General features: G+C 35.5%; 25 protein-coding genes. 7 read left to right on the top strand and 18 right to left on the bottom strand.

Annotation, left to right across the window (positions count from 1 at the left end; all coding sequences use genetic code 11):
* Nucleotides 1-20: 20 nt before the first annotated feature.
* Nucleotides 21-1,097: an SDR family oxidoreductase gene (locus HNQ94_RS08955; RefSeq protein WP_174497874.1), complete on the top strand. Its 1,077-nt coding sequence runs from the start codon at nucleotides 21-23 to the stop codon at nucleotides 1,095-1,097.
* 31 nt (nucleotides 1,098-1,128) lie between these two features.
* On the opposite strand, the gene HNQ94_RS08950 is transcribed toward HNQ94_RS08955, so the two are convergent.
* Entirely contained in the window at nucleotides 1,129-1,440 is a 312-nt protein-coding gene (locus HNQ94_RS08950; RefSeq protein ID WP_174497873.1) for a YciI family protein, read from the bottom strand.
* Nucleotides 1,441-1,449: 9 nt separating this feature from the next.
* Nucleotides 1,450-1,872: a MarR family winged helix-turn-helix transcriptional regulator gene (locus HNQ94_RS08945; RefSeq protein ID WP_174497872.1), complete on the bottom strand. Its 423-nt coding sequence runs from the start codon at nucleotides 1,870-1,872 to the stop codon at nucleotides 1,450-1,452.
* Between the two features lie 135 nt (nucleotides 1,873-2,007).
* Here HNQ94_RS08945 and HNQ94_RS08940 point away from each other — a divergent pair, with 135 nt between their 5' ends.
* Nucleotides 2,008-2,757, top strand: a complete 750-nt coding sequence (locus HNQ94_RS08940) for a class I SAM-dependent methyltransferase (RefSeq protein ID WP_174497887.1) — start codon at nucleotides 2,008-2,010, stop codon at nucleotides 2,755-2,757.
* Between the two features lie 43 nt (nucleotides 2,758-2,800).
* On the opposite strand, the gene HNQ94_RS08935 is transcribed toward HNQ94_RS08940, so the two are convergent.
* The 9 genes from HNQ94_RS08935 to HNQ94_RS08895 form a co-directional block, all read right to left on the bottom strand.
* Entirely contained in the window at nucleotides 2,801-3,451 is a 651-nt protein-coding gene (locus tag HNQ94_RS08935; protein ID WP_174497871.1) for a hypothetical protein, read from the bottom strand.
* A 103-nt stretch (nucleotides 3,452-3,554) separates the two neighbouring features.
* Nucleotides 3,555-3,806, bottom strand: coding sequence for a hypothetical protein (locus HNQ94_RS08930; RefSeq protein WP_174497870.1), 252 nt, complete (start codon nucleotides 3,804-3,806; stop codon nucleotides 3,555-3,557).
* Between the two features lie 30 nt (nucleotides 3,807-3,836).
* The gene (locus tag HNQ94_RS08925) at nucleotides 3,837-4,319 is read right to left on the bottom strand and encodes a hypothetical protein (protein WP_174497869.1); all 483 of its coding nucleotides are present in this window, start codon (nucleotides 4,317-4,319) and stop codon (nucleotides 3,837-3,839) included.
* A 122-nt stretch (nucleotides 4,320-4,441) separates the two neighbouring features.
* The gene (locus HNQ94_RS08920; protein ID WP_174497868.1) at nucleotides 4,442-5,428 is read right to left on the bottom strand and encodes a ring-cleaving dioxygenase; all 987 of its coding nucleotides are present in this window, start codon (nucleotides 5,426-5,428) and stop codon (nucleotides 4,442-4,444) included.
* Between the two features lie 189 nt (nucleotides 5,429-5,617).
* Nucleotides 5,618-6,895: a peptidase gene (locus HNQ94_RS08915; protein ID WP_174497867.1), complete on the bottom strand. Its 1,278-nt coding sequence runs from the start codon at nucleotides 6,893-6,895 to the stop codon at nucleotides 5,618-5,620.
* An 11-nt stretch (nucleotides 6,896-6,906) separates the two neighbouring features.
* Nucleotides 6,907-8,088: a thiolase family protein gene (locus HNQ94_RS08910; protein WP_174497866.1), complete on the bottom strand. Its 1,182-nt coding sequence runs from the start codon at nucleotides 8,086-8,088 to the stop codon at nucleotides 6,907-6,909.
* Nucleotides 8,089-8,138: 50 nt separating this feature from the next.
* Nucleotides 8,139-8,795, bottom strand: a complete 657-nt coding sequence (locus tag HNQ94_RS08905) for a 3-oxoacid CoA-transferase subunit B (protein ID WP_174497865.1) — start codon at nucleotides 8,793-8,795, stop codon at nucleotides 8,139-8,141.
* A complete protein-coding gene (locus tag HNQ94_RS08900) occupies nucleotides 8,780-9,454 on the bottom strand; it encodes a CoA transferase subunit A (protein ID WP_174497864.1) in 675 nt (224 codons plus the stop codon). The genes HNQ94_RS08905 and HNQ94_RS08900 overlap by 16 nt, the downstream gene beginning before the upstream one ends.
* A gap of 53 nt (nucleotides 9,455-9,507) precedes the next feature.
* Nucleotides 9,508-10,899 (bottom strand): aspartate aminotransferase family protein, encoded by a 1,392-nt coding sequence (locus tag HNQ94_RS08895; RefSeq protein ID WP_174497863.1) that lies wholly within the window; start codon nucleotides 10,897-10,899, stop codon nucleotides 9,508-9,510.
* 305 nt (nucleotides 10,900-11,204) lie between these two features.
* On the opposite strand from HNQ94_RS08895, the gene HNQ94_RS08890 reads away from it, so the two are divergent.
* Nucleotides 11,205-12,875 carry a PucR family transcriptional regulator gene (locus HNQ94_RS08890; protein ID WP_174497862.1) on the top strand — a complete coding sequence of 557 codons (1,671 nt, stop codon included), beginning with the start codon at nucleotides 11,205-11,207 and terminating at the stop codon, nucleotides 12,873-12,875.
* 214 nt (nucleotides 12,876-13,089) lie between these two features.
* Here HNQ94_RS08890 and HNQ94_RS08885 read toward each other — a convergent pair whose 3' ends face one another.
* The 6 genes from HNQ94_RS08885 to HNQ94_RS08860 all read right to left on the bottom strand — a co-directional run bounded on the left by HNQ94_RS08885 (nucleotide 13,090) and on the right by HNQ94_RS08860 (nucleotide 20,545).
* Complete coding sequence (locus HNQ94_RS08885) at nucleotides 13,090-13,830, bottom strand: amino acid ABC transporter ATP-binding protein (protein WP_282960584.1); 741 nt, start codon at nucleotides 13,828-13,830, stop codon at nucleotides 13,090-13,092.
* 15 nt (nucleotides 13,831-13,845) lie between these two features.
* A complete protein-coding gene (locus tag HNQ94_RS08880; protein ID WP_174497861.1) occupies nucleotides 13,846-14,508 on the bottom strand; it encodes an amino acid ABC transporter permease in 663 nt (220 codons plus the stop codon).
* Nucleotides 14,509-14,582: 74 nt separating this feature from the next.
* Complete coding sequence (locus tag HNQ94_RS08875) at nucleotides 14,583-15,395, bottom strand: transporter substrate-binding domain-containing protein (protein WP_174497885.1); 813 nt, start codon at nucleotides 15,393-15,395, stop codon at nucleotides 14,583-14,585.
* A 330-nt stretch (nucleotides 15,396-15,725) separates the two neighbouring features.
* Nucleotides 15,726-17,678, bottom strand: a complete 1,953-nt coding sequence (locus HNQ94_RS08870; protein ID WP_246200085.1) for an endonuclease MutS2 — start codon at nucleotides 17,676-17,678, stop codon at nucleotides 15,726-15,728.
* A 494-nt stretch (nucleotides 17,679-18,172) separates the two neighbouring features.
* On the bottom strand, nucleotides 18,173-19,399 hold the full coding sequence (locus tag HNQ94_RS08865) for an MFS transporter (RefSeq protein WP_174497860.1): 1,227 nt from the start codon (nucleotides 19,397-19,399) through the stop codon (nucleotides 18,173-18,175).
* Between the two features lie 90 nt (nucleotides 19,400-19,489).
* Complete coding sequence (locus tag HNQ94_RS08860; RefSeq protein ID WP_174497859.1) at nucleotides 19,490-20,545, bottom strand: ArsR/SmtB family transcription factor; 1,056 nt, start codon at nucleotides 20,543-20,545, stop codon at nucleotides 19,490-19,492.
* A 170-nt stretch (nucleotides 20,546-20,715) separates the two neighbouring features.
* On the opposite strand from HNQ94_RS08860, the gene HNQ94_RS08855 reads away from it, so the two are divergent.
* The 4 genes from HNQ94_RS08855 (at nucleotide 20,716) to HNQ94_RS08840 (ending at nucleotide 25,628) form a co-directional block, all read left to right on the top strand.
* Nucleotides 20,716-22,299 carry a spore germination protein gene (locus HNQ94_RS08855; RefSeq protein ID WP_174497858.1) on the top strand — a complete coding sequence of 528 codons (1,584 nt, stop codon included), beginning with the start codon at nucleotides 20,716-20,718 and terminating at the stop codon, nucleotides 22,297-22,299.
* Nucleotides 22,296-23,396, top strand: coding sequence for a GerAB/ArcD/ProY family transporter (locus HNQ94_RS08850; RefSeq protein WP_174497857.1), 1,101 nt, complete (start codon nucleotides 22,296-22,298; stop codon nucleotides 23,394-23,396). The genes HNQ94_RS08855 and HNQ94_RS08850 overlap by 4 nt, the downstream gene beginning before the upstream one ends.
* On the top strand, nucleotides 23,393-24,547 hold the full coding sequence (locus HNQ94_RS08845; protein ID WP_174497856.1) for a Ger(x)C family spore germination protein: 1,155 nt from the start codon (nucleotides 23,393-23,395) through the stop codon (nucleotides 24,545-24,547). The genes HNQ94_RS08850 and HNQ94_RS08845 overlap by 4 nt, the downstream gene beginning before the upstream one ends.
* Before the next feature lie 232 nt (nucleotides 24,548-24,779).
* Nucleotides 24,780-25,628 (top strand): hypothetical protein, encoded by an 849-nt coding sequence (locus HNQ94_RS08840; RefSeq protein ID WP_174497855.1) that lies wholly within the window; start codon nucleotides 24,780-24,782, stop codon nucleotides 25,626-25,628.
* A 182-nt stretch (nucleotides 25,629-25,810) separates the two neighbouring features.
* On the opposite strand, the gene HNQ94_RS08835 is transcribed toward HNQ94_RS08840, so the two are convergent.
* Nucleotides 25,811-26,014 (bottom strand): heavy-metal-associated domain-containing protein, encoded by a 204-nt coding sequence (locus HNQ94_RS08835; protein WP_174497854.1) that lies wholly within the window; start codon nucleotides 26,012-26,014, stop codon nucleotides 25,811-25,813.
* Between the last annotated feature and the right edge of the window lie 108 nt (nucleotides 26,015-26,122).

Below are 26,122 nucleotides of genomic sequence, written 5' to 3'. Positions count from 1 at the left end.
CAACAGAGGGGTGATTCTTTTTGAATATTTTTCTAACAGGCTGCACAGGATTTCTAGGTGGGAAACTTCTTAAAAATCTATTACATGGAACAACCCACCACGTTTATGTACTTGCTAGAAACAAACAGAAGGCAGAACAGTTAAAAAATAGTTTTCCTAACAACCAACAAGAAAGAATACACATATATATAGGTGACATAACCCTTTCAAATTGTGGATTGAATGATAACGATATCAACGAGCTTGAAGGAAAAGTTAATTGTTTTTATCATGCTGCTGCTCTAGTAAAGTTTGATCTTCATTTAAAGAATGAGCTATTTTCTATTAATTATGATGGGACAAAAAACGCCCTTGAGCTCGCTAAAATGTTACGTGTCGAGAAATTTTTCTATATAAGTACAGCCTATACAGTTGGACAAAAATTAGTGGGGACAGAACAACTATATAGTCCGACCGACACATACAACAATCCTTATGAAGAAAGCAAAGTCCAGTCAGAACATTTAGTCTTTACCTATGCAAATGATATGGAAGTATCCATTTTTAGGCCGTCGATTATAGTAGGAGATTCCAAGACTGGTGAGGCAGATTCTGAATTCACACTGTATGGATTTATGAGAGCCTTAGATATTTTCAAACGAAAAACGATGCGTAAAAAAGGCAACGAAAACAAACACTATCGTGTCATAGCTAATAATACCGGGACGTCTAATTTTGTCCCTGTTGATTATGTATCTGATGTTCTAGCAATGGCGATTGATAAGGCAGAACCGAACAAAATATATAACATTACAAATCCAAATCCTCCATCTAACTTGGAGCTTTTAAGTATGTTAAAACATGCATTAAAATTTGAACAACTTTCTATTGTAAATAACGATACAATTTATGAGCTAAGTGTGGAGGAAGAAAAATTAAATGGAATGGTAGATGTTTTCAAAGTGTACCTATCCAGAAATATTACGTTTAAAGATGATAATACGCAAAAATTAATTTCCAATTCTCCCATACATCACTTAAGTATGTCTAAAACTACCATACAAATGATTATTGATGCTTATTTTGATATTTCACCAAAGACTAGTTCCGAGTTTTAGAAATAGGGTGTCCGATAAAGGACACCTTTTTCTATTTACTTAAGTATTTTAAAACATCTCCTAGTAGAAAATTATTTTCAATATTCGCCTCTTCTATTTCTACTATATTTCTTTCCATGTAATAATTAACCTTTGAAAAAGGATCTCCCTCTACATACTCCTTAGCAATTTCTTCTGTTGGAGCGTCTAAAATCATCAATGCGGTTCCATCTACACATGGCCCACAAAATGGAAGGACTCCTTCCTCCTTTAAATTTCTTAAATAAGCTACATGGTCTAAAATCAATGCTTCTGTCATGAACTGCCTTTGTTTATTAGTAAGATGAACAACAAATTTTTTCATTAAAAATCCTCACATTTTATTATTTATTTTTTCTATAGCAGATTTTATCGTCTGTAATTCCCCTTCTAACTTATCATTTAACTGTTTATCTGCTTCCTTTAATTGAACCAGCGCCTCTTCAATAATTCCCTTTCCCTTTTCTGATAAGTGAACTTCCATAGTCCTCCTCTCTTTCCCAGGTAATCTTTTAATAAAACCATCTCTCTCCATCCTTGTGAGCAATGGACTCACAGTCGCCCTTTCTAACTCTAAATAATTTGCAATCGATGTTAAACTACATGGTCCAGTATCTTTAATTACCTCCATTACATATACGTAAGAGGAGTTAAGACCATAATTGGATAAAAATGATTCGTACCATTTTTGTACCTTTTTTCGTGATAAACCTAATTGAAATAATAGACAGTTTATAGAAATCGATGAATTCTTCATAGTTAGTATACTAATTGTTAGTACACTAACAGTCAAGTATATTTTTGCATTTATGTAAAAATATGTTGTACCTAAATTACAGTAGACGTATAGTTGAAGATGAAAAAGCGCTCGGGTGGAAAGGTTGATTTAGTGATGAATGAACAGGAATATGAGGATTTTTATAATAAGGTTGGAAAAATAAATGGATGGGATTTCAGTCATTTAATATATACAACAGAAGGGGTAAACTGGGACTTTTATACAGAAGTGAAAAAAAGGTGTAAGTCTTCAGATATATTACTCGATATTGGTACTGGTGGTGGCGAAAATGTGATGTCCATTGCTCCTTCCTTTCTTTTCTTGATAGGGATTGATTTATCTGCACAAATGATCCAATCTGCTCAAACAAATTTAATGAAGTCAAAAATAAAAAATGCCCGTTTTTTACAAATGTCGTCTGAGCAAATACAATTTCCTAATGAATTTTTTAATGTTGTTTCAAGTCGACATGCTCCTTTTCAAGCTAAAGAGGTAGCAAGAGTAGTTGCAGATGGAGGATTGTTTTTAACACAACAAGTTAGTGAAGGAGATAAATGGAATATAAAACAAACATTTGAAAGAGGCCAATCTTATGGGGAGATAGATGGATCAGCAAAAGAGCGTTACATAAAGCAATTAAAGGAAGCTGGTTTTTCTAAAGTTGAAGTTTTTGATTATAATGCAACGGAATATTATGCAAGACCCGAAGACCTTCTTTTCTTACTAAAGCACACACCCATTATTCCTCATTTTGGTGAACAAAAAGATGATTATAAACTATTAGATCAATTCATTAACAATAATCAAACCGAAAAAGGAATACGTACAAACGCAAAGAGGTATTTATTAATAGCCCGAAAATAAAAAGACACATACGAGCTAGGAGCACCTCTTAAGCTCGTTTTTTTTACATTAATGTTGTATTCATTGGGTCAGTTATAAAAAGTGGAGAACTCCCTTTAAAAGTAATCGTTTCTAATCGCACATTATCTTGCCTAGTGAAAACTAAATTCCAGTCTCGATTGCCTATTATTACTTCGTTTCTTGTTTCTTTTATTACCTCTATATTCAATAGCTTAGCTAGATGAACAGGGCTTTCTTTAAAAGGTGCTTGAATCTGCATGGATTGGATGATCATTTCCTCTTCTTCCTGGATAACTTCTTTTCTTGTTTGGAGTTCAATTCTGAACTTCCAAGGAGTTGAAATAAATGTTCTTCTTTCCCCTTCTGACACCCTCCAACCTAATAGTGCAACTCTTTTTAAAATTGCTTTATACTCGGCAACATTTACGAGCAAGCCAAGATGGTCAAACATATCTCTTTTCCCATGACCAAAAGTCAGGTTCGTCTTCCCTTTTCTCATCTCAATTATTCGAAATGCTATTTCTTTTTCACCAAAGTCCTCCCACTCTAATGGGGGATGAAAAGCTTGCATCTCTCCATTAAGTTTCCCTAGTCTAAGCACGACTTGAAAGCCTAAATCCTTATAAAAGGACTCCATTTCTTTCACTTTATCCGTCCACCAATGATAATGAAATAGTATACTAATGACCAACACCTACTTATCTTCCTTTTTTCACTATTTTACTAGAAAAGAACGTAAAAAAACTCGGCAAAAGGTACAATTTTTTATACGACAATAGTTGTAGATGATGATGGTGTTAGTTTCTGTGTAAAGCCTTTAACGCCAGACCTTTATCCTTTTCTCTCACATAAAATTTATACTCATTCCTCACGTCACTATACGTGCTACCAGGTGACGATAAATCAGAAATTGTTGCAACGCGAAAATCAATATTTGCTGCCTTCAATAAGGAATTGACGTTATAATAATCTTTTAAACTGTATGTCACGTAAATCGATGTTTTTTTACTTGAGAAAACATATTCAATCAAATTAACGATAAATTGCATACGACCCCTGCCTTTCCTTCTTTAAAGAATTCATTCATTTGTTAATTCAAAGTCCTCTCTTTTATTATCCCATTCTACAGAAACTTGAATAATGGAGTTTTCATCTGCCCATACCACTCCAGTTCCTCCTGATCTATCTGTAAAAATTTTATTCGTAGGTGGCCGGTCAAAAGTTGTCACTGTACTGCCTCCTCCACCTGGTGCATCATAGGAGTACTTTAATGTTTTTAGTGTAGATAGCTCCTCTATTGTTCCTTTAAATTTAAGCACAAAGCTTTTTTGCGCTTCACTATCCACTTTAACTGTTCCATCTTCCTTGTAAAAAACATCCTTCCCTTTTACCCGATACTCCGCTGTCCAGTTTTCACTTTCCCCAACAAAAGTATAATTGTGCTTTATTATATCCTCGTTTGTTTTGCTTTCTAAGTCAGGGCTATTTAGTGCAACATTCGTGATGATAACCAATAATAGTAACCCAACAACACCTACTACTAGTTTTTTTTGAATGATCATCTCCCCTTTCTTTACTTACTTATACGAACACAGGCTTTCAAAGATTCAATATAGGCTAAAAAAATAATCAATTTCTCTATAAAAAAAATAGTCCAAGTGTTAATCACTTGAACTACTAACAGTTAATCCTCATATTCCTTCTTAAAGGCAATCGTGCTTCTTACCGTATCAATTGGACGGACATAATTTTCAATTTCTTCTCGCTTTGATTCTAGGAACGGAGGTAAAGATAATTTCTCACCAAGCGTTTCATATGGTTCATCCCCCATGAAACCAGGTCCGTCTGTTGCAAATTCAAATAATATTTGTGGAGCTACTCTAGAGTATAAAGATCCGAAGAAGAACCGATCCACAAAACCAGATGTTTGGAAACCAAATGTACGTAGATGTTTATCCCATTCCTCTAAAACAGAGCGATCATCTACACGGAAAGCCGCATGGTGAACAGTTCCAAAGCCTTGACGTGCTTGTGGGAGAATTGTATTATACTCTGCGATAACTTGTGCACCATTTCCACCTTCCCCTACTTCAAATAGATAGAAAGACCCTTCCTTCCCAATTTCCGTAAACTTCAAAACCTTTTCCATCATATCTTTAAAATATTTAATATTATCAACACGAACAAATAGTGGCCCAAGTCCTGAAATAGCATACTCTAGGGGAATAGGTCCTTTTTGCCACGGTGTACCAGCTTTTACTCCCTCATTGTGTTCATCGGAAATAAGTTGATAATTTTGGTCATCAAAATCAACAAAGGATAGTGTTTTTTTACCAAACTGTTCTTTGATTCCGCTATGTTTAACTTCTAAACGATCAAAACGTTTTACCCAATAATCTAGGGCTTCATCACTAGGTACACGGAATGAGGTTTTAGAAATTTCATTTGTTCCATGTACACCCTTCGGAATCCCCGGAAAATCAAAAAAGGTCATATCTGTCCCGGGGCTACCTTCATCATCTGCAAAAAATAGATGATACGTTTGAATATCGTCTTGATTCACTGTTTTTTTCACTAAACGCATTCCTAATACATACGTAAAAAACTCGTAGTTTTTTTCTGCACTGCTCGTAATGGCAGTTACGTGATGGATTCCTTTTAAACCGTTCATTTATTAACCTCCATGAACCATTGAATATATGGTTTTTTATTTATTGTTACTATAAAAATGCAAAACATCAAATATCTCGAAATGGAATATATTTAATTAAAGATAATTTATCATAAATAAGGAGAAAGTGTCAATCAATAAAAGGGACATAGAAAAAAGCAGCTTTGTTAGCTGCTTTCATACTATTTCCTAGTAACTTGACTCCTGTATACAGCACCATTCCATAACCGTGAGTGCAAGGATTTCGGCCACTTCAAAAATTTTATCAATCTCAATATATTCATTTGGAAAATGAGCCATATTGGAAGTACCCGGTCCAAAAATGATTGAAGGAGTATTACCTACTTGCGATAGTAATCCACCATCTGTTCCCCAAGGGGATGCTTCAATGACAGGCTGGGTACCAATAACTGATTTATATTTCTCAGACAAAATATCCATTAGCGGATGGTCATTATCAATTGATCCTGGTAACCAGCGTGCACCATACCATTCTAATGTAACTGGGTTTTCTTTAAACCAGGGATCAATGTCAGCTAATTTTGCTAACCAATCTTCTAATTCTTTTTGTCCATCTTCCATCGTTTCTTCTGGAGAAATTCCAATTCTGCCTTCCATAATGACAGCATCTGCAACAGATGACGGCCAGTCTCCTCCTTCAATCCTACCAATATTGATTGGTACAGGAATTGGGATATTTGCATAAAGAGGATCATCAATACGATCATTACGTAGATTTTCAAGTACTTTTATATGTTCCACAACTACAGAGCTTTTTTCAATAGCACTTACTCCAAGATATCGCATTCCTCCATGTGCAGAACGACCTTTCACATGAATTCTAAACCATTTTGAGCCTTGTTGTTTCGGAAAAATCTTCATATTAGTAGGTTCTGGAATAATAGCAGCATCTGCTTTAAATCCCTTCATTACTGCAGCCAATGTACCAGCACCACCACTTTCCTCTTCTACGACACTGTGGAGAATGACGTCACCTTTTAACTCTATTCCTGAAGCCTTTATCGCCTCAACTGCTAAATAGAGGGAAAGATTGCCACCTTTCATATCTGTTGTTCCCCGACCATACATTTTCCCATCCATAATTTCTCCTTTGAAAGGAGAAATATTCCATTGTGTAAGATCACCTGCTGGAACGATATCGACATGGCCATTTAATACAATCGTTCGTCCACCACCTGAGCCTCTCCATACACCCACAACGTTAGGGCTCCCTTGGAACTCCTCTCGTGAGGAGTAAAAATATGGGCTTTTTTTCAACTCTTCACCATTTAGTTCCCACCATTCAACTTCCATACCCATTTGTTTCAATTTTTCAGCAACAATGCTTTGCACTGTCTCTTCATTTCCTTGTGTGCTTTGCTCTTGAATGAGCTGTTGGAGAAACTGGATGGCTGACTCCCGGTTTTCTTTTAGCCAGGTATGGATGCTTGCCTTATAATCTTTCATATTACTCACTCCTAATTAGTCATATTTTCATAAATTACCGTTAACCCCATCCCGCCTGCCATACAAAGAGTTACCATACCATATGTAATGTTTTCACGAATCATTTCATGGATTAATGTAGTTGTTAATTTCGCACCTGTCGCACCGACTGGATGCCCTAAAGCTATTGCTCCACCGTTAACGTTCACGATGTTAGGATTAAGATCAAGATCCTTCATAACAGACAAAGCCTGGGCTGCAAAGGCCTCATTTATTTCAATTCTTCCAATATCATGAAGTGAAAGACCTGCTTTCTTCAAAGCTTTTCTTGTCGCAGGAACAGGACCAATACCCATTATTTTTGGATCCACGCCCGCACTAGCATAAGCTTTCACTTTCACAAGGGGGTTTAGGGATAGTTGCTTTGCCTTTTCCGATGACATCATTAATAAAGCTGCCGCACCATCGCTCATCGGACAAGCATTACCTGCAGTTACCGTACCGTTTTGTTTAAATACGGACTCCAATTCTCGTAATTGATCCAACGATGCATCTGTTCGAATGGACTCATCCTTTTGAAAGATAAAAGATCCTTTATTTGTTGTTAGCTCAATTGGACATATCTCCTCTTCAAATTTCCTATTGGCTAACGCTCTTTTTGCTTTCATATGACTTTCAAAAGCAAATCTGTCTTGTTCCTCTCTAGTAATTCCATATCTAGTAGCTAAACGCTCTGCTGTTATACCCATATGCTCCTGTATAATGGAGCACTCAAGACCGTCCGAAAATAAGGCATCCTCAGCAGTGGTATGACCAAATTTTTGTCCCCATCGATTTTTCAAAAGGTACGGGACATTACTCATACTTTCTACACCACCGACAATCATAGTTTCTTCCTGACCTGCTGCAATCGTTGAAGCTGCTGTAGTAATTGCCTTTAAGCTAGATCCACAAGCTTTCATTACGATGTAAGCGGGTACATCCTGCGGAAAATGTGCTAACTGGGAAGCAACTCTAGCAACATTAAGCCCAACCCCATGCACATAACCGTGGCCGAAAACAATCTCATCTATATCCTTTTTTTCTAATGGTATTTTACTCATTAAACTTTCTAACACTTGCTTTCCCAATTCGGTAGCTGGCACGTCCTTTAATGATTTTCCAAACCTTCCTGATGCAGTTCGAACCCCACCTACGATGACAACCTCATTCATTTTATACCTCCTAGTAAACTAGGTTCTATTCACTATTAGTTCGTTTGTAGTTAAGAGTGTAATGATTCCGCTAGTAAAAAGTCTGCATCTGTACCCGCTTTGATGTCGTCAAAGCTATAGGGCTCCATAACCTCCATCAGTGTCAATTTACCTGATTGAATTTGAAAAACTGCCATTTCAGTAATAATCATGTCTACACAATTTTTAGCAGTTAAAGGCAGGCTACATGACTTCACAATTTTCGAGGTCCCATTTTTATTTACCTGGTTCATTAATACAATTACCTTTTTAGACTTCTGTGCTAACTCTAACGCTCCGCCAACCCCAGGTACTTTCTTTCCTGGTATAATCCAGTTAGCTAGATCCCCTTCTTCACTAACTTCAAAAGCCCCTAAAATGGTAATATCGATTAATCCTTTTCTAATCATCCCAAACGCAGTGGTACTGTCGAAGAAGGATGCACCTGGAACTACCGTTACAGGGTAGCCCCCAGCATTACACAAATTAGCATTTTCCGTTCCTTCGACTGGGCTAGGACCAGTTCCAAGTATACCGTTTTCCGCGTGGAACATAACCTTCATCGAATCAGGTACATAATTTGCAACGAGGGTTGGGATGCCTATCCCCAAATTCACTGTCATACCAGTTTTAATTTCTTGGGCAGCACGTTTTGCAATTTGGTTTCTCACACTTATTCCCATACCCATTTCCAGTCGACCCCCTGACTTTGAATCACCATATCTACAAAAACCCCCGAAGTAACAATTTCTTCTGGATTGAGTTCTCCTTCTTGTACTATTTCATCCGCTTCTACTATTGTTATATTCCCAGCTTGAGCAACTAATGGATTTGTATTTCTCGCACTCATATCAAATATTAAATTTCCGAATGTATCTGCTTTTTTTGCATAAACAATGGAGACGTCTGCCGTTAGAGCTGGCTCAATTAAATACGTTATTCCATTCATATCAATTCGCTTTTTATTTTCTGCCAAAATACTATCTATCCCAGTGTCTGTCAAAATGCCACCAAGTCCCATTCCACCTGCTCGAATCCGCTCTGCTAAAGTTCCTTGAGGGGAAAATTCAACTTTTAATTTCCCTTCTGTCATTTGCTGACCAGCTATTGGATTGGAACCAATATGGGATACAATTAAGCTTTTTGCCCGTTCCAATTGAATAAGACGGCCTATTCCAATGTCTGGAAAGGCTACATCATTTCCAATCAAGTGTAAGTCCGTTACCCCTTTTTCAATTATTCCATTAATTAATGTTGGTGGATTTCCAATACCACCAAATCCGCCATACATAATGGTGATTCCATCGTTAAAATATTCTAACGCTTTATCTAGACTACTAACTTTCATAAGCTTCACCTACCATAGTGTGAGTTATTTAATAGAATCACTTTGCACATAAATTAAGACTGTATGCCACCTTCATTTACCGCTTCTTTTGTCGGTACAAAATGAATACGCAATAAGTCTAACGTTAATCTTGAAAGAGTTTCTTTGAATCTTTCTACTAATTCATCGACCTCGTCTTTGGAAATGGTTAAGGGTGGAGCAATAATCACAGCATCACCGTTAACTCCTTCTACACCAGCGCTAGCCGGATATATTAGTAATCCCTCTTCCTTTGCTCGTTCAATTACCAGGTTTGTAAAATTAATTTCCCGATCGAAAGGCTTTTTCGTTTGTTTATTGGAGACAAATTCTATCCCTATTAACAGCCCTTTGCCTCTAACATCCCCAACAAAACCAAATTCCTTGGACAATTCACGTAATTTATCATTTAGATAATTCCCCATTTTTTTCGCATTTTCTACTAAATTATATTTCTCTATATATTCGATAACAGCTAGTGAAATTGCAGCAGACTGAGGGTTTGCACTATACGTGTGCCCTGCCATTATTGATTTGGATCCAAGTAAAATGGGTTCCATAATCCGGTCACTAACAATTGTAGCGGCCATCGGTGTATAACCTGCACTCATTCCCTTTCCTAAAGAAACGATATCTGGGATAACACCCCAATGTTCCATGGCTAGCATTGCTCCTGTTCTCCCCACACCTGTCATTACTTCATCCGCAATAAATAAAATATGATATTTCTCACAAACAGCTTTCATTTCACGATAGTAATTATCAGGTGGAACGATTGCGCCACCAGCAGCACCAATGATAGGTTCAGCAATAAAAGCTGCAATATTTTCTTGTCCTATTCGAAGTATGGCTCGCTCCAGTTCTTGAGCGAACAAACTCGAACACTCCATATGATTTTCCCAAAAAGGACAACGATAGCAATAAGGGGCAGAAACAGTGGGAAAATCATTGAGCAAGGGGACAAAACGTTCCCTTCTTTTGACGTGACCTGACATGGACAAGGCTCCCATCGTTATGCCATGGTAGCTCATCCACCTGGAAATGACTTTATTTTTTGTATAGATTCCTCGTTCTTGCCAGTATTGAATCGCAATCTTCATTGCTGTTTCTGTTGCCTCTGAACCGCTATTTACAAAGAAAGACCAATTTAAGTCTCCCGGGAAAATATTACTCAGTTTTTGAGCAAGTGCTTCTGCTGGTTCACTTGTAAATTGGGACCGATAAACAAAGGAAACCTTTTTTGCTTGTTCATTCATCGCTTCCAAAATTTCTGGAATACCGTGCCCAATGCTTGCAGTAACAGCTCCAGAGGATCCGTCTAAGTATTTTTTATTGTTACAATCGTATAAATAAACACCTGACCCATAGGAAACAGATGGATATTCCTTCTCTAATTCCGGTTTTATCAGATAGCTTCTGTTCTTCATGTCCTACCCCCCATACCAATAATGGACTAATGGCATTAATATAATTCTTAAAATTCAAATTAGTCAGAATAAAAGGTTTAACCCCATTTTATATAAAGGAATGGGAGTATTGTATTCGACCAAACCATATAATTTTTTTGCCCATTTTTATACAAGATGTATAAAAAATTATGGTAAACTATTGGTACAATGTTCCAATTTTATGTATTTTATGATCAATTTCTGGATACGAGCTGATAATTAGAGGTTCACTGCTGGAATTGAAAGGACAGTGAAAAATTTTACCGGGAAAGGACTGTACTCTAATGGCTATTACCGTACAAGAAGCTCTACAACTACCTATCATGCAAAAAACAACGCTAATTGCTGGCCATAAAGGATTAGCTAAGGAAATTAAATGGGTCACCATTGTAGAAGTATTAGAGGATATTAACCGGCTCCAGCAAGGGGAATTTCTTATAACAACTGGTTTTGGCCTTGTAGAAAATCAAGAAAAACAAGACACTTTCACCAAATTATTATCGATTGAAAAGCTTTCAGGAGTAGCAATTTATAAAGATTTTTATTTAGAGGAAATACCAGAGGCATTTATAGATGCTGCAAACAAAAACAATCTACCTATCATCGAAATACCATCAGAAATTAATTTCTCCATGATCACTAGAGCTATTTTAGAACAAATTGTTTATAATCAAATGCAATTATTAGAATACTCCTTACACGTACATAAACAATTAACAAAAATGGTTCTGGAAAATAAAGACCTGAACGAAATAACGAATACACTATCGACCCTTACTTCCTCTACTATACTTATTACCAACGAGATGAAATCTATGAAGTTATTTGTGAACCAAAACAAGGATCTTACTGTACAAAACTCATCCATTGTAAAAATAATGGAACACGAACTTCCAATATGGAATCTATTAGAAGATTGCGAGCGAAATAAAGCTAGTCTGCAAAGAATATTGCACGGTTATAAAATTGCAGTTTATCCCATTATCGCAAACAACCATTTTTATGGATCCATTGTATCGATTAAGCTCTCTGACACGTGGAATGAAATGGATGATATAGCAATTGAACATGCCTCTACGGTATATGCTATAGAACTATTGAAAAATGAGGCTGTTGAGGAAACAAAATTACGCTTTCAAGGTGACTTCCTGGAGGAGGAAATCATACATGGAAATGGAACCAATGAATCTCTCATTTTGAGTCAGGGAGCAAAAATTGGTTACGATTTTTCATTGCCACAAGTATTCTACTACTTGACATTTAAACATCTTCAAGAGGAAGAAAAAGAATTACAGGTTTTACTAAAAAAACTATTTCAAACGTTGACAGAATTATTTAACCAGAAAAACAAAGGATTCCTCGTTCGTTCTAGATTAGATTCTTTAATGTTATTGACGAGTGTTTCCGGACAAAATGATGAAGAGAGGCAGAAAAACAGCTTTGCTATTGCGGAAGAGATCGTAAAGCAATGGAACTATTTCTTTTCTGATCATCCCATTATTATTGGGATTGGTAAGTGCTATGAAGACATGACAAAACTTTACAAGAGTGCATCGGAAGCAAAGCTAGCTATTACTTTATCAAACCTAATAACCCCAACAGATTCTATCATTCATTTCAATGATTTAGGAATGTATGAACTACTTATTAACATGAAGGATTCAGGTATTAATTTAGAAGCCTTTTATAAAGATAATATAGGTAAACTAATCGAGCAAAGTAAACAAGGTCTAGATTTACTAGAAACTTTGGACGTTTATTTAAAAAATAACCAAAACATGACAACAACTGCTTCTGAATTATTTATCCACCGACACACACTAAAATATCGACTCGAGCAAATAGAAGCAAAAACAGGCTTACAATTTCAATCTGCCGACAAAAGAATGCAAATACATTTAGCAATCAAAGCGTATAAATTGTTAACCCACCTAGAGAAGGATGTTAGAACCTAAATAGCAAAGGAAATACACGAAAATTCCCTAAGGGACAGTGGAGAAGTTGAGATTCCACCACAATCGCGTTCTTTGCGAGTGAGGAGGCTCAGCCCGAGCCCGCGGAAAGCTTCGTGTATTTCCGTAGCGGTTGAATTCACATAGTTGAAAAATTTTAAAGCTATTGTATTTAAAGACAACATCTAATGGATTGCAATTCTAAGTAAGAAGAAAGCTATAGCACAGAGTTTAAGAAGGCTTTCGTTCTCTCTTCTTTTGGGTTTTCAAACATTTCGGACGGGTGTCCATATTCAACAATTTTCCCATCATGCATATAAACAACCCAGTCAGCTACTTCTTTAGCAAATCCCATTTCGTGCGTAACCACAACCATTGTCATTCCTTCTTTTGCTAACTCCTTCATCGTTAACAACACTTCCCCTACTAATTCGGGATCAAGTGCAGAGGTAGGTTCATCAAATAACATAACATCTGGTTTCATCGCAAGTGCTCGTGCAATGGCAACACGTTGCTTTTGTCCACCTGATAACTTTGAAGGATAAACATCATATTTATCACTTAGTCCTACTTTATCAAGTAGTGACTTCCCTTCTTCAATAGCTTTCTTTTTTTCCACTCCTTTCACTTGAGTCGGAGCTTCAATAACATTACCTAAAACTGTTTTATGAGGGAAAAGGTTAAAATGTTGAAATACCATCCCTACTTTTTCACGAACTTTATTCAAGTTATGTGTTTCTTTTTCGATTTTCTCACCTTCTAATATAACCGTTCCATTATCTTTTATCTCCAAGAAGTTTAAACAGCGCAAAAGTGTACTTTTACCAGAACCACTAGCTCCAATTAGCACGACCACGTCACTTTCTTTTACTTCTAGATCAATGTCTTTTAAAACATGTAAATCTCCAAATGATTTATTTAGTTTTTCCACTCGTATCATTTCTCTTTTTTCGTTCATAGACTACCTCCTCCCTTAATCACTTGCCGCTAATCTTTTTTCAAGTTTATTGACTGCAAATGTTAGAACCAATACTATCAATAAGTAATAAACAGCTACCGTAATATAATACGGAAGGAAATCAAAAGTGTTTGATCCCATTGTACTTGCAACACCGAAAAGCTCTTGCATGCCGATAAAAGATACGAGAGAAGAATCCTTAATTCCTATAATAAATTGGTTCCCTAATGCTGGAACCGCTCTTCGAAACGCTTGAGGTAAAATGATTCTACGCATCGATAAGCCTTTCGTCATTCCTAGTGACCTTGCAGCCTCAGCTTGCCCTTTATCAATCGATTGGATAGCACCTCGAATAATTTCAGCGATATATGCCCCACTATGAAAGGCAAGACCTGCTACACCAGCCCAGAACATTGGGATAAGCAAAATATCTGTAAGTCCATAAAAGAGAATAAATATTTGTACGACAAGAGGGGTTCCACGGACGAGCCAAATGTATGCATCAGCTATCCATTTTAAAACTTTAATATTAGAAATCTTAAGAATAGCAAAAAACAAACCAATTACAATAGCAATCAATAAAGAAACTACCGATAACTTAAGTGTGATCCATAATCCTTCTACGAAAATATCAATACTGTTAATGAAAACATCAAAAAAGTGTAGTATCTTTCCCAACCCCTTTCCACTCCGATTATGAGAAAATGTGCGCAAGGGCTCGCGCACATTTTTATGTTTTGATTTGTCACCTATTAATCTTGGATATTTTCAGGCTCCTTCGTAATATCTACACCTATCCACTCTTCTGCGAGTGCCTGTAGCTCTCCACTATCCTTCATTTCCTGCAGTGCTTCGTTTATAGCATCAAGCAATGCTTTGTTTTCTTTATTTACTGCAATAGCTTGCTCACTGACACCTAACTGAAGTCGACCTTCTACCTCTAAACCACTTTCAATTGCAGTCATCCCAGTAATATCGTCTGTAATAACTGCATCATGACGACCTTTTGCTAAAGACTGTAGAGCAACAACGTCACTATCTACTTGTGGAATTTCGTCTGTGTACTTTTCTGCCATTTCAATATAGGTTGTTCCTCTTGCAACAGAGATTTCTTTTCCATTTAAATCGTCAGCACTCTTAATATCGCTATCTGGCCTTGTATAAACAACTGGACCAGAATAATAATAAGGAATAGCAAAATTAACTTGTTCAAGTCTCTCCTCTGTAATCGTATGACTTGCTACTGCAATATCATAACGACCTTCCGTTACTCCTGTTACGATCCCAGAAAACTTGGCTTTAACTGGATTTGCTTCTAAACCTAATTTCTCTGCAATTGCCTTACCTACAGCAATATCAAACCCAATCATATCGCTTCCATCCATATAACTAAATGGTTTAAATTCTCCAGATGATGCAAACGTAAGCTTCCCATCTTCCACTAGATCAAAATCGGAATCACTACCTCCATCACCACTATTACTGTTCGCATCTTCCTCTGTTCCACAAGCGGCTAATATCAAAATGAATAACATAGCCATTAATAGCACTTTAATCTTTTTCATCATTTTTTCTCCCCCTTTATTTTTACTAATGAACATATTTCAAGTAATTTGTTAAAAGCTTCTATGCCTCCTTTAATACTATTCATTTGATTGACATATTAAGCCTAGGAATTATTTGCTTGTCTTCAAGTTAATGTTTTTTGAATATTTTAATTATAAAGAAAATTTAATATCTTAATTTTATTATAATAAAAAAGCCTATGCTATTCGACCAAACCAAATAAAAAGACGACCCATTTTTATACAATGTGTATAAATGAATTTTTCTTTATGAGTGTGAACCACTAAAAAAATCACTCCATCAATACCTCTGGAGTGATTTTTGCTTACTTACTTCTTGTTGTTATGACAATCATTTGTATGATCGATAGTTAAACCATCTACGTGTTTCTTCTTCATTACATTACGCTTTTTTCTCACTTCCTTAGAATCAAAAATTTGGGACAAATCATAGCCTTCCGGATAAAGGTCTTCTGCTTTTACGTAGAGAGAGACTCTTTTATAGTTCATCTTTAATATTTCGCCTTTAACCAAAACATGGACATCCCCATTCTCATTAACAGTCTCCTTTATAATGCCATATTCATTTAAATGTGGGATTTTCACGTTATCACCTACACAATAGTTTACAATGTTACTACTCGTTTTTTTCCAAGCATGGAGTTTTTCTTTCTTCTCGTAATGCTTTTTATTTACTGCCAACTGTTGCTCATAGTGAAAATTATTATTAGCAAGATCAAAAGATTCTTTTTTCTTATAGGTTACGTAATACGCTCTTTCTATAATTTTTGGATGCATCCCTAGTTGTAAGGCAATAGAAAACGCTTGGCTTTCTCCACCCTTACCAATAATTAAACGGTAGGTAGGTTTTAAGGTTTGAAGGTCAAACTCCATAGAGGCATTTTCAAATCCTTTTGTTTCGCTTGCAAATTGCTTAATTTCACTAAAATGTGTGGTTGCGAGAATGGTGGCCCCCATTTTGTAGAGCTCTTCTAAAATAGATGTTGCCAACCCCATTCCTTCACTAGGATCAGTGCCTGTTCCCAATTCATCGATAAGTACTAACGATCTAGAATTAGTCTCCTTTAGTATTTCAATTATGTTTTTTATCCTAGAGGAAAACGTACTTAACGACTCCTCTATACTTTGCCCGTCACCAATATCAACTAATATACTTTTAAATACTGCAATTTCACTATTCATTCCAACTGGAGCATGAAACCCAGACTGAATCATTAAGTGAATGAGACCTACTGTTTTAAGGGTGACAGTTTTTCCACCTGTGTTTGGTCCTGTAATTACTAATGCTTTAAAACCTTTCCCCAATTCAACATCAATTGGGACTGCTTCATTATATAGCAAGGGATGTTTTGCATTCTTTAAACAAATATATGCATCTTCATTAACTGCTACTTCCTTACAATCAAATTCTTGACTGTGCTTTGCCTTTGCAAATAACACATCATAATGGACCATTGCGTCTATATTAAGATTTATTTCATATGCATAACTTTCTACTAACCCCGTTAAATACTGCAATATTTTTTGTTCTTCTATTTCTTGATCTGCCTTCAGATAATAAATATCCTGCTGAATAGACGCTACCTCCGCTGGCTCTATATAGACTGTTGCACCTGATGCCGAGGTGTCCAAAATAGCACCGTTAATCATTCTTTTATATTCACTTTTTACGGCTATGACATATCTTCCATCCCGATTACCAATTATATTTTCTTGAATGTATTTAGCATATTTAGCTGATTTAATAAACTGGTTAATTCTTTCTTTTAATCTATCCTCTAATATTGTTATCTGTTTACGGATCTTCAATAGTTCTCTACTAGCGTAATCATCCACTCTTCCGTTTTTAATACACCTTATAATTTCTCTACTTAAGTCTGTTAAGTCAAACATGGAAAAAGCATAACTACTTACTTGTGGAGCGACACTTTCTTTATCATTCATGAATCGTTTAAGTTTTCTAACTGTATCTATAAAGTCATAAAGCTTGTTTAGTTGATCAGGCCGAAAAACCACTCCTTTATGGAGCCCTTTCATAATTAGGTCTATTCCATTTAAATGATGAAGGGGTACACTTGAACTTATATTTAATATACGTTTAGCCTCTGTAATTTCTTTTAACCACTGCTTAATTTGCATAGGATTAGTTGACGGTTTTTTACTAACTACCTCTTCCTTTGCTAAAGCGGATAATGCATATGTTGCTATCATTTCCTTCACTTTTCCAAATTCATCAAATAACATGTTTTCTGTAATAGTCAATTTTGACACTCCTATTTTCTTCAAATTTCCCTCACAACTCTACTCACTAAAAAAGGCAGGTAAAGAACGGTTTGTTCTTTACCTGCCAATAAACACGAAAGTTCTTACGTAAAAGTAAGAAACCATTAGAAAAACTTGACTTGTCACCAATTCCTTATGGCAAAAGCCTTAGTTTTTCTTATACTTTAATCCTTTAACAAAGTTAAACTTCTTAAAGTAAAATAAAAACCGTACTCAAAAGAGCACGGTTCAACTTATGGTCTTCAAGTGAATCGAATTGGAAGGGTATTTATACCGTTGTTCTTTATTATTCATGGTGTGCTACAAATTTTCCCATGCTAAATAAAAGCATCATGATGCCTTCAAGAAAAAGTGTAACAAACCAATATTAAATTACTGAATAAAAGAAAGAACAATCAGCAAAAAAGACCCTCCACTTGTATAAGTTACCCACATAATAATCTATATTGAAAGGATAGTCAATTATCTTTTCATTATATTTCCACTGCAACCTCTGGCTTTCTTTTAAACTCACTGGCAAATGGAACGACCAGCGTTAAACCAGATAATAGGACTATAACACCAGATACGATAAAAATAAGTTCTATGGAGTATACGTTAATGACATATGATCCTACCAATATACCTATTGGAACAGTAATAGTAGATAGTGAAGATAAAATACTTCCTACTCTACCCATCATATTTTCGGGCACGAGAAGCTGAAGCATAGTCGTAATACCTATACTAGCCATACTTACACCTAGCCCCAGAAGAATGGCGAAAATAATCATTGAAGGGAAAGATAAGAAAATCCCACCCACCAACAAGGCCACTCCTTCTAATACTAAACCGATTATTCCTAATTTAATTTGATTTTTGATGATGTTAAAAAAGGAAAAGACACTTCCTACTAACGCTCCAACTGATATACATGCTTCCACAAGACCGAAGCCTTCCGAACCAACCTCCAAAATTTGATTGCAAATAACAGTAATGAAAACAGTTAGTGGAGCTAAAAAGAAATTAATAATAACGCCCCCAACAAAAATTAAAGCCATAAGCTCTTTTACCTTTCTTACATACTGTAATCCTTCAAAAAATTGTTCCTTGAATTTCTTCTTATCTTTACTTACTTCTACATCTGGAATCTTAATGAAACATTCAGATATAGCAGAAATGATAAAGGATAAACCGTTCAGTAGTAACAGCAACCATATATCTGTTACAGCAATAAGTACCCCCGCCATTGCTGGACCAACTATATTAGACATTCTGTTCGTAAATTGATTAAGCGAGTTAGCCTTTGAGAGTTGTTCTTTCCCAGCTATAAGCGGGATAGAAGCTGAAATAGCAGGACTAAAAAATGCAGAAGAAGCAGAAACGGTGATGATAATGGTATATAGCACTAATGAAGGTAATGCTTGATAGTACATGAATATTGCCATAACACTGACTAATACCCCATTTATTAGGTCTGAGGTTATGAGAATGGTCTTTTTATAATTATGATCAGCGATAATTCCCGCTAAGGGCATAATTAGCACGGCTGGTAATGTGAAACATAGTACCGTTAACCCGAGGTTCATTGAGGATCCTGTTTTTTCAATAACGTACCACATAATCGCAATCATATAAAATCGGCTTCCTAGAGTAGATACACTTTGCCCAAGCCACAAAAGTAGAAAATTTTTGTTTTTCAGTATTTCAAATTTATTCATTTTTATCTCCCTTTCACTCTTTATGACATTTAACTTTCTATATATATCGAATGTCTACTTTCAAAAAAATGGAAAAGGATTCTTTTCCATTTAATCAATTAGAGCATCCGTAATTTTAGCCATAAGTTCCTTTAATTTCATCTTGTTTACTTCGTAATACACCCGACTATCTTTTCTTGTAGCTTTCACTATCCCCATTGACGATAAAGTTGACAAATGGTGGGATACAGTTGAATTGGACACTTCAAGTTTTTGTGCTAATTCGTGACCGTAAGATGGCCGAATGCTAAGAATTCGTATCATTTTTAACCGCTTCTCATCAGCTAGTTTTTTAAAGGATTCCAACAACTCCCCCTCATTCATGTTTCCTTTCATATTGAAGGCTGGTTGTTCGGTGCCAAATAAATGTAAGAACATGTTATCAGTGTCTGAGCTAGAGGTTAAGGAACTAATATAGTAAAAAACAGATGGGGCAGAAATAATCACCGTATCCTCTGGAATTGCATGATCACGATTTAAAAAAGGAAAAACGCGATATAGACTTTCTCTATTCTTTACCCCATACTCCCTTATTAACTGGTCTATACTTTCTTGCTGCTTTTTTTGAATGTCCTCCAATTCATCTGCAAAATAAACATTCCAACATTTTTGTACAAGATGAATAAATCGGTCCTTTGTGTTATCCACATCTAAATACAGGTAGGTAAGCTTCCATTTTTCTACTTGAGGCAAATTGCTATTTTTAATATAGTCTAAAACTTCTTCCCTATCTTTAATATTATTGATTTCTTTTGGTGTAAACCCTGTCTGAAGAAAGCTGTAAAACAGATCGTAAGCAGGTAAATCCTCCAAAAAAGCAATAAATTCATCAAATGTATGATAGGCATTTTCTTTGAACGATTTACTCACAAGGCTTAAACCGATAAAGCTTTCGTAGTGAAAAAAAACATCTAATTCTTCTCTTAGAGAAGGCGTAAGAGTTTTTCGTGTCTGACGAACCCACTGGTCAAGTTGAGCATAAGTAGGACTAGATTCATGCAAGTGATCCAATAATTTTTCATGGACGTTTAAACGAAACATAGATGCAAGTAATTCAAATACTGGAGAAGCAACAAACTGAATGTTATCTACACTTTTCATTTTCATTTTACCAACTTTCTATATAAATAGAATGTTAAATTCTATACATATCATATGTATCTTTTCTTAATATGTCAATTGGTTTTTATTCTTTTTTAAAGGCATAGATGTATAAATTACCTTTAAATACAAAACATATGTTAATGAAGCTATATACATAAATGGGGTATTGATTCATGTTCTCATCCTTAAAAAAGTTCTTAAAAAAGAAAAAGAAAAAGAATAATAGCCAAAACAACAAGGTGGAGCACTCAAACCAAGAAGATTTTAACATTGAACTGTCCAAAAACTTAAGTGAAGATCTATTAAACATAGAAGAAATGTTAGATAAACCAGACGACTTAATCATTCGTAAGTTTTCAATCGGGGAAACAAATCAAGCATGTGCAGTTGTCTGTATTGATGGGTTGGTTGATTCTGAAAGTGTCACAAAAAAAATTATTGAAACGATTCAACATGCAAAGCTCGATAAAAATGAAAAGTCTGTTGATGTAAAAAAATTTAAAGAAGACTTAACTGCACATATCTTGTCTAGCCAAAGTGTTAATTGGGCAAGCACTTTAGATGATGTTTCCTTAGGTATTCATTCTGGAGATACTGCTTTATATGTTGACGGACTTGAAGAAGTATTAATTATCGGTACAAGGAAATGGGAAGAACGTGGAGTTGAAGAACCAGTTACGGAAGCAGTCATTCGTGGTCCAAGGGATGGATTTACGGAAAATATTCGCACCAATACTGCCCACGTAAGACGTCGATTACGAGACCCAAATTTAAGATATGAAACTTTCAAAGTTGGTAGACGATCGAAAAATACGCTTATCCTAAGCTATATTGATGGTATTGTTAATCCTAAGATCGTCGAAGAAGCAAAACGTAGAATTAAATCTATTGATGTAGATGATGTACCGGAAACAGGGATTGTGGAACAACTAATTGAAGACAGCTATTTGTCGCCTTTTCCACAAATGCATTCAACAGAAAGACCTGACAAGGTTTCTGCTGCATTGTTAGAAGGTAGAGTTGCTATATTTCTAGACGGTACTCCTTTCGTACTTCTTGCACCAGCAACTTTCGGTCAATTCTTTCAATCACCAGAAGATTATTATCAACGATTCCCAATTCAAACCTTTGTTCGTCTGTTACGATATGTTGCCGCTTTTATTGCGGTATTTTTACCAGCCTTATATATTGCGTTATTATCCTACCATCCTGGAATGATTCCTTCGAAGCTCGCCTTTTCCATAGCTGGAACGAGAGAAGGTGTTCCCTTTCCTGCCTTTGTAGAAGCCTTCTTAATGGAATCAATGATGGAACTACTGCGGGAGGCAGGTATCCGACTACCAAAACCAATTGGCCAAACAATCGGAATTGTAGGTGGTCTAATCATCGGAGAGGCTGCTGTATCAGCAGGTATCGTGAGTCCCATAATGGTTATTATCGTTGCATCGACAGCAGTAGCATCCTTTATTTTACCTTCTTACGGGATGACATTGACCCTACGAATGCTTAAATTTGGTTCGATGTTCGCAGCAGCAATGTTTGGGTTATTCGGGATCATCCTCGTTTATATTATGATAAACATTCATATTACAAACTTAAAAAGTATAGGTGTTCCTTATTCTGCTCCATTTGGACCTTTCTTCAAAAAAGATTGGAAGGATATGGTGTTCAAGTTGCCGGAAAGTGCCCTTAAAGATAGACCAAAAATGACGAAACCCCAGGATACGAATAGAATTGGTAAAGGAGCTAAAAAATGAAACAATTAGATTATGCCGATGAAAAAATAAGTACAAGAGAATTCATACTCGGCATTACATCTATTATTTTAGGAATAGGTGTTCTTTCTCTCCCTAGAAACTTAGCACAGCTAACCAATTCATCTGACGGGTGGATTTCCATATTAATTGGAGGAACATTTTGTGCAGCAATAGCCTGGGTAATGGCAAAGACTGCTTCCAAATTTCCGAAACAAACTTTCTATGAGTATACATCATCCGTTTTAACTAAGCCTGTTTCGATTCTTATTTCCTTTACGTATATTGCTTATTTTATTTGTATTGCGGCCATTTCAACGAGAGTTATATCTGGTATATCTAAGGTGTACATGTTAGAAAGAACCCCTATTGAAGTCATATCACTTTTCTTTTTACTCGTTGTCATTTATGCAGTAAGTGGGTCACGTATTGCTTTATTTCGACTGAATTTAATGTTTATCCCGATCATTATCTTTATCGTAGTAGTCATACAAGTTTTTAATATAAAATTGTTTGACATGACAAATATTCGTCCGATGTTTATTACTAATTGGTCCAACATACTTTCGGGGGGCAAAGAGTCTATTTTTGCTTTCTTAGGTTTTGAAATTGTCTTATTTTATACCATATTGATGAAAAAACCAAAATCGGCAGCTAAAGCAGCTGTCGTTGGTGTTACCATACCAATGGTTGTGTATATTGTCATTTATTTATTTGCTATAGGGGTTTTTTCAAACATTGTTACCCAAAATATTGTCTACCCCACTATTGAAATGGCAAAGGAAGTCGAAATCCCTGGTCAATTTTTTGAACGCTTTGAATCGATTTTCTTTACCATTTGGATTATGACGATATTTAATACGACAGCGATGGCCTTGGATGTGTCTGTTTACGGACTAACTTCTATTTTTCCTAAGCTACACAAAAAAAAGTTAGTATTCGCCCTCGCTCCGATTATTTATTTAATAAGCATGATGCCACAGGATTTTACAGCTATTACTTCCTTTAGTCAATCGACTAGTTATGTTGGTGTTGGATTATTTTCTATCCCTTTTTTGATAATCATCGTAAGTAAAATCAAAGGAGTGAAGGGAAAATGAATAAATGGATATCATACCCCCTAATTTGTATTTTTTTATTGATACTAGCAGGATGCTGGGATCGTGTAGAAATTGAAGAAAGGGGATTTGTAATAGCTGTAGGACTCGATAAAGCTGAAAACGGGGAAGGATTTGAGCTAACGCAACAAATAGTTGTTCCAGGAAAGTTTGGACCTGACTCTGCTAGCGGGGGAAGTGGCGATGCCTATTTAAATATTACGAGGCAAGGGGAAACGATGTTTGAAATTATTCGGGAGGTTGCTGCAGAAACAAGTCGTTCTCCCTTTTATGAACACTTTAAACTTGTTATTATTTCCAGTGAGTTGGCAGAGGAAGAAAACAATTTACCTCACATCCTTGATCATTTCATCCGCTATCATGAAATGAGACGTGCAACAAAAGTAATGATAGCAAAAGGATCAGCAAAGGAAATTCTGGAAGTGGAACCAAAAAACGAAAGATTACCAGCAATATATATAGATTCTATTTCCGTTAACAACTTTAAAAACTCCCGAATGGTACCTGTATCCCGAATAGGGGACTTACATGAACAGTTACTTAACGAAAATAGCTATACGATTCAAAAGGTGGAGAAAGGTGAAGAGACCGTAAAAGTAGTTGGCAATGCAGTGATAGAAGGGAAAACAAATTCCCTCATAGGTTTTCTCGAAGCAGAAGGCACTGAGGGCATGAACTTTCTTACAGGGGAAATTCAAGGTGGAATTATTAAAACAAAATATAAAGGACAAGATATCGTTTATGACATGAAAACAACCAATCACAAAGTAAAAACGATAATCGATAATCAAAACAATGTAACAATTGAAGTTAAAATCCAATCTGAAGGTTCCATAGGGGAAGCACTATTACCATTAAATTTTGAAGATCCAAAAGTAATTGAATCAATAGAACAACAAATAGAACAAGAAATAAAGGACAAAGTAATGAACACCTTTGAAAAAGTGCAAGAGGAATTTAAAGTAGATATATTTGGATTTGGCAACTACTTAGAGCAACAACACTACCAAAAGTGGCAAGAAATAAAAAAAGACTGGGAACAAGGGGAAAACTACTTTTCACAAAGTACACTTAAGCCCAAAGTAAACATTCGAATACGAAGGTCAGAAAATATTCTAAAATCCTATAAATAAGGGGGCTAAATCATGTGGGGTGATATGTTTGGAAGACTCCCATCAGGGCTTATTTTTACGTGTACCCTATTATCATTTTTAATCCCTTACACTATTTTTAAAGTAAATCAATTCATACACAAGCACGCGGACCCACCATGGAAAAAGGGAGAAGACTAGTAATTATTTGTGAATGCGATAAACAAACTTTGACATACTAAACACGTAGAAAAATGTGAAATGGGCCATGAATATGAAACGAAAACTACACAAGAATAGCTATCCTTTTTTTATTTTATTTGTCATTCATACTGGGTTACTCTTTTATACGTTTTATAAAAAGAAACCTAGAAAGCCAATTTTTGTATTATTGATGTCCAATATTGGAATGGCTTATTTATTTGAATATATTGTACTAAATATTTTTCAAGCTTATAAATACAAACCTAAAATAATATCCAAACCTTATTTAGACAACATATTTGGGGCGATGTTATCTCAAACAATATTTGTCCCATTTACGGCTGTTTATTTAACTGTTTTTAAAATGAATTGGCTTAAAAGAATACTCATTAGTTTCTACTTTTTAGCTATTGAAAAATTATTTATACGTTTAAAGATATATAAAACGTATTGGTGGAAATCCATTTATACATTCCTATTAATAACTATTTTCTTTCTTATAAGTGACTTATGGCATCGTCAGTTAAAAAAAGGAAAAGAGTCTGTTATGTTTTTATCCTTGTTTTTCATGACGATGGTGACAGGTGCAAACCTTTTATATGTTATGGCAGTTGCTCGAAAATTCCGATTTGGTCGAGGACGATTTCATTCCTGGAAAGAACATTTTATCGTTGCTCCACTCTATTCCATCTCCTTATCGTTATTTACAGCATGGATGGTCTTTAAAAATGGAGGTATAAATGGGTTTATTAAATCTTTCGTTTTTGTAAAGATTGTAGATTGGTGCATTACTTCTAGACGGATTGTGAAACAAAATTTCCAAAGCTTCCTACTCAACAATTCTATTCATGCATGTATGATTTGTCTAACATACCAATACAAGAAATGGATTTACGATGTAGTCGAACAGCAAAATTAGTGTAAACATATAATTAATTCCCCAATTCCCCAACTAGTTAAGTTGGTATAAATGGCAACAACCAAGGTGATGACTTTTAGTTATTAATCTTTTTCAGTGATTCATTTGCTCCATATTTTTAATTAATGAAACCAATAAACAAAAAAACTCAAAACAACTATATGTTTTGAGTTTTTTTATGCTTATTGTATATGAAAACCTTGATCATTAATTAACTTGGTGATCTCCACCAGGTCAAGCATTTGCTCATCATATTCAACCTTAATTTCACCATCATCAGTATCAATAAGTACTCGTTCTACTCCAGTAACACCCATCAAAAAAGACTCTAATTTTTGAATGTTATCGTGATCTTGAGCCTCTTTAATAAATAATGTGTTATGCACCTAATTGCTCTCCCTTCGGATGTTAAATCCCCTATTTATAAAATTTAAGGGGTCATCTTAATGATAAACATCCAATAGGATAAATATACGAACTTTTTTATCTGTACT

The organism is Salirhabdus euzebyi (genome assembly GCF_014207435.1).
In the GTDB taxonomy this organism is placed as follows: domain Bacteria; phylum Bacillota; class Bacilli; order Bacillales; family Alkalibacillaceae; genus Salirhabdus; species Salirhabdus euzebyi.
The sequence above is the reverse complement of the archived record's forward strand: the minus strand, read 5'-3'. Positions and strand labels throughout refer to the sequence as shown.

Bases quoted from the DNA above. Each gene is read 5' to 3' on its own strand.
- HNQ94_RS08875 (WP_174497885.1), bottom strand. From the start codon at position 15,395: ATGAAAAAGATTAAAGTGCTATTAATGGCTATGTTATTCATTTTGATA.
- HNQ94_RS08940 (WP_174497887.1), top strand. From the start codon at position 2,008: ATGAATGAACAGGAATATGAGGATTTTTATAATAAGGTTGGAAAAATA.
- HNQ94_RS08900 (WP_174497864.1), bottom strand. From the start codon at position 9,454: ATGAAAGTTAGTAGTCTAGATAAAGCGTTAGAATATTTTAACGATGGA.
- HNQ94_RS08910 (WP_174497866.1), bottom strand. From the start codon at position 8,088: ATGAATGAGGTTGTCATCGTAGGTGGGGTTCGAACTGCATCAGGAAGG.
- HNQ94_RS08845 (WP_174497856.1), top strand. From the start codon at position 23,393: ATGAATAAATGGATATCATACCCCCTAATTTGTATTTTTTTATTGATA.
- HNQ94_RS08855 (WP_174497858.1), top strand. From the start codon at position 20,716: ATGTTCTCATCCTTAAAAAAGTTCTTAAAAAAGAAAAAGAAAAAGAAT.
- HNQ94_RS08905 (WP_174497865.1), bottom strand. From the start codon at position 8,795: ATGGGTATGGGAATAAGTGTGAGAAACCAAATTGCAAAACGTGCTGCC.
- HNQ94_RS08885 (WP_282960584.1), bottom strand. From the start codon at position 13,830: ATGAACGAAAAAAGAGAAATGATACGAGTGGAAAAACTAAATAAATCA.
- HNQ94_RS08890 (WP_174497862.1), top strand. From the start codon at position 11,205: ATGGCTATTACCGTACAAGAAGCTCTACAACTACCTATCATGCAAAAA.
- HNQ94_RS08895 (WP_174497863.1), bottom strand. From the start codon at position 10,899: ATGAAGAACAGAAGCTATCTGATAAAACCGGAATTAGAGAAGGAATAT.
- HNQ94_RS08930 (WP_174497870.1), bottom strand. From the start codon at position 3,806: ATGCAATTTATCGTTAATTTGATTGAATATGTTTTCTCAAGTAAAAAA.
- HNQ94_RS08950 (WP_174497873.1), bottom strand. From the start codon at position 1,440: ATGAAAAAATTTGTTGTTCATCTTACTAATAAACAAAGGCAGTTCATG.
- HNQ94_RS08860 (WP_174497859.1), bottom strand. From the start codon at position 20,545: ATGAAAATGAAAAGTGTAGATAACATTCAGTTTGTTGCTTCTCCAGTA.
- HNQ94_RS08915 (WP_174497867.1), bottom strand. From the start codon at position 6,895: ATGAAAGATTATAAGGCAAGCATCCATACCTGGCTAAAAGAAAACCGG.
- HNQ94_RS08920 (WP_174497868.1), bottom strand. From the start codon at position 5,428: ATGAACGGTTTAAAAGGAATCCATCACGTAACTGCCATTACGAGCAGT.
- HNQ94_RS08840 (WP_174497855.1), top strand. From the start codon at position 24,780: ATGAAACGAAAACTACACAAGAATAGCTATCCTTTTTTTATTTTATTT.
- HNQ94_RS08925 (WP_174497869.1), bottom strand. From the start codon at position 4,319: ATGATCATTCAAAAAAAACTAGTAGTAGGTGTTGTTGGGTTACTATTA.
- HNQ94_RS08850 (WP_174497857.1), top strand. From the start codon at position 22,296: ATGAAACAATTAGATTATGCCGATGAAAAAATAAGTACAAGAGAATTC.
- HNQ94_RS08945 (WP_174497872.1), bottom strand. From the start codon at position 1,872: ATGAAGAATTCATCGATTTCTATAAACTGTCTATTATTTCAATTAGGT.
- HNQ94_RS08865 (WP_174497860.1), bottom strand. From the start codon at position 19,399: ATGAATAAATTTGAAATACTGAAAAACAAAAATTTTCTACTTTTGTGG.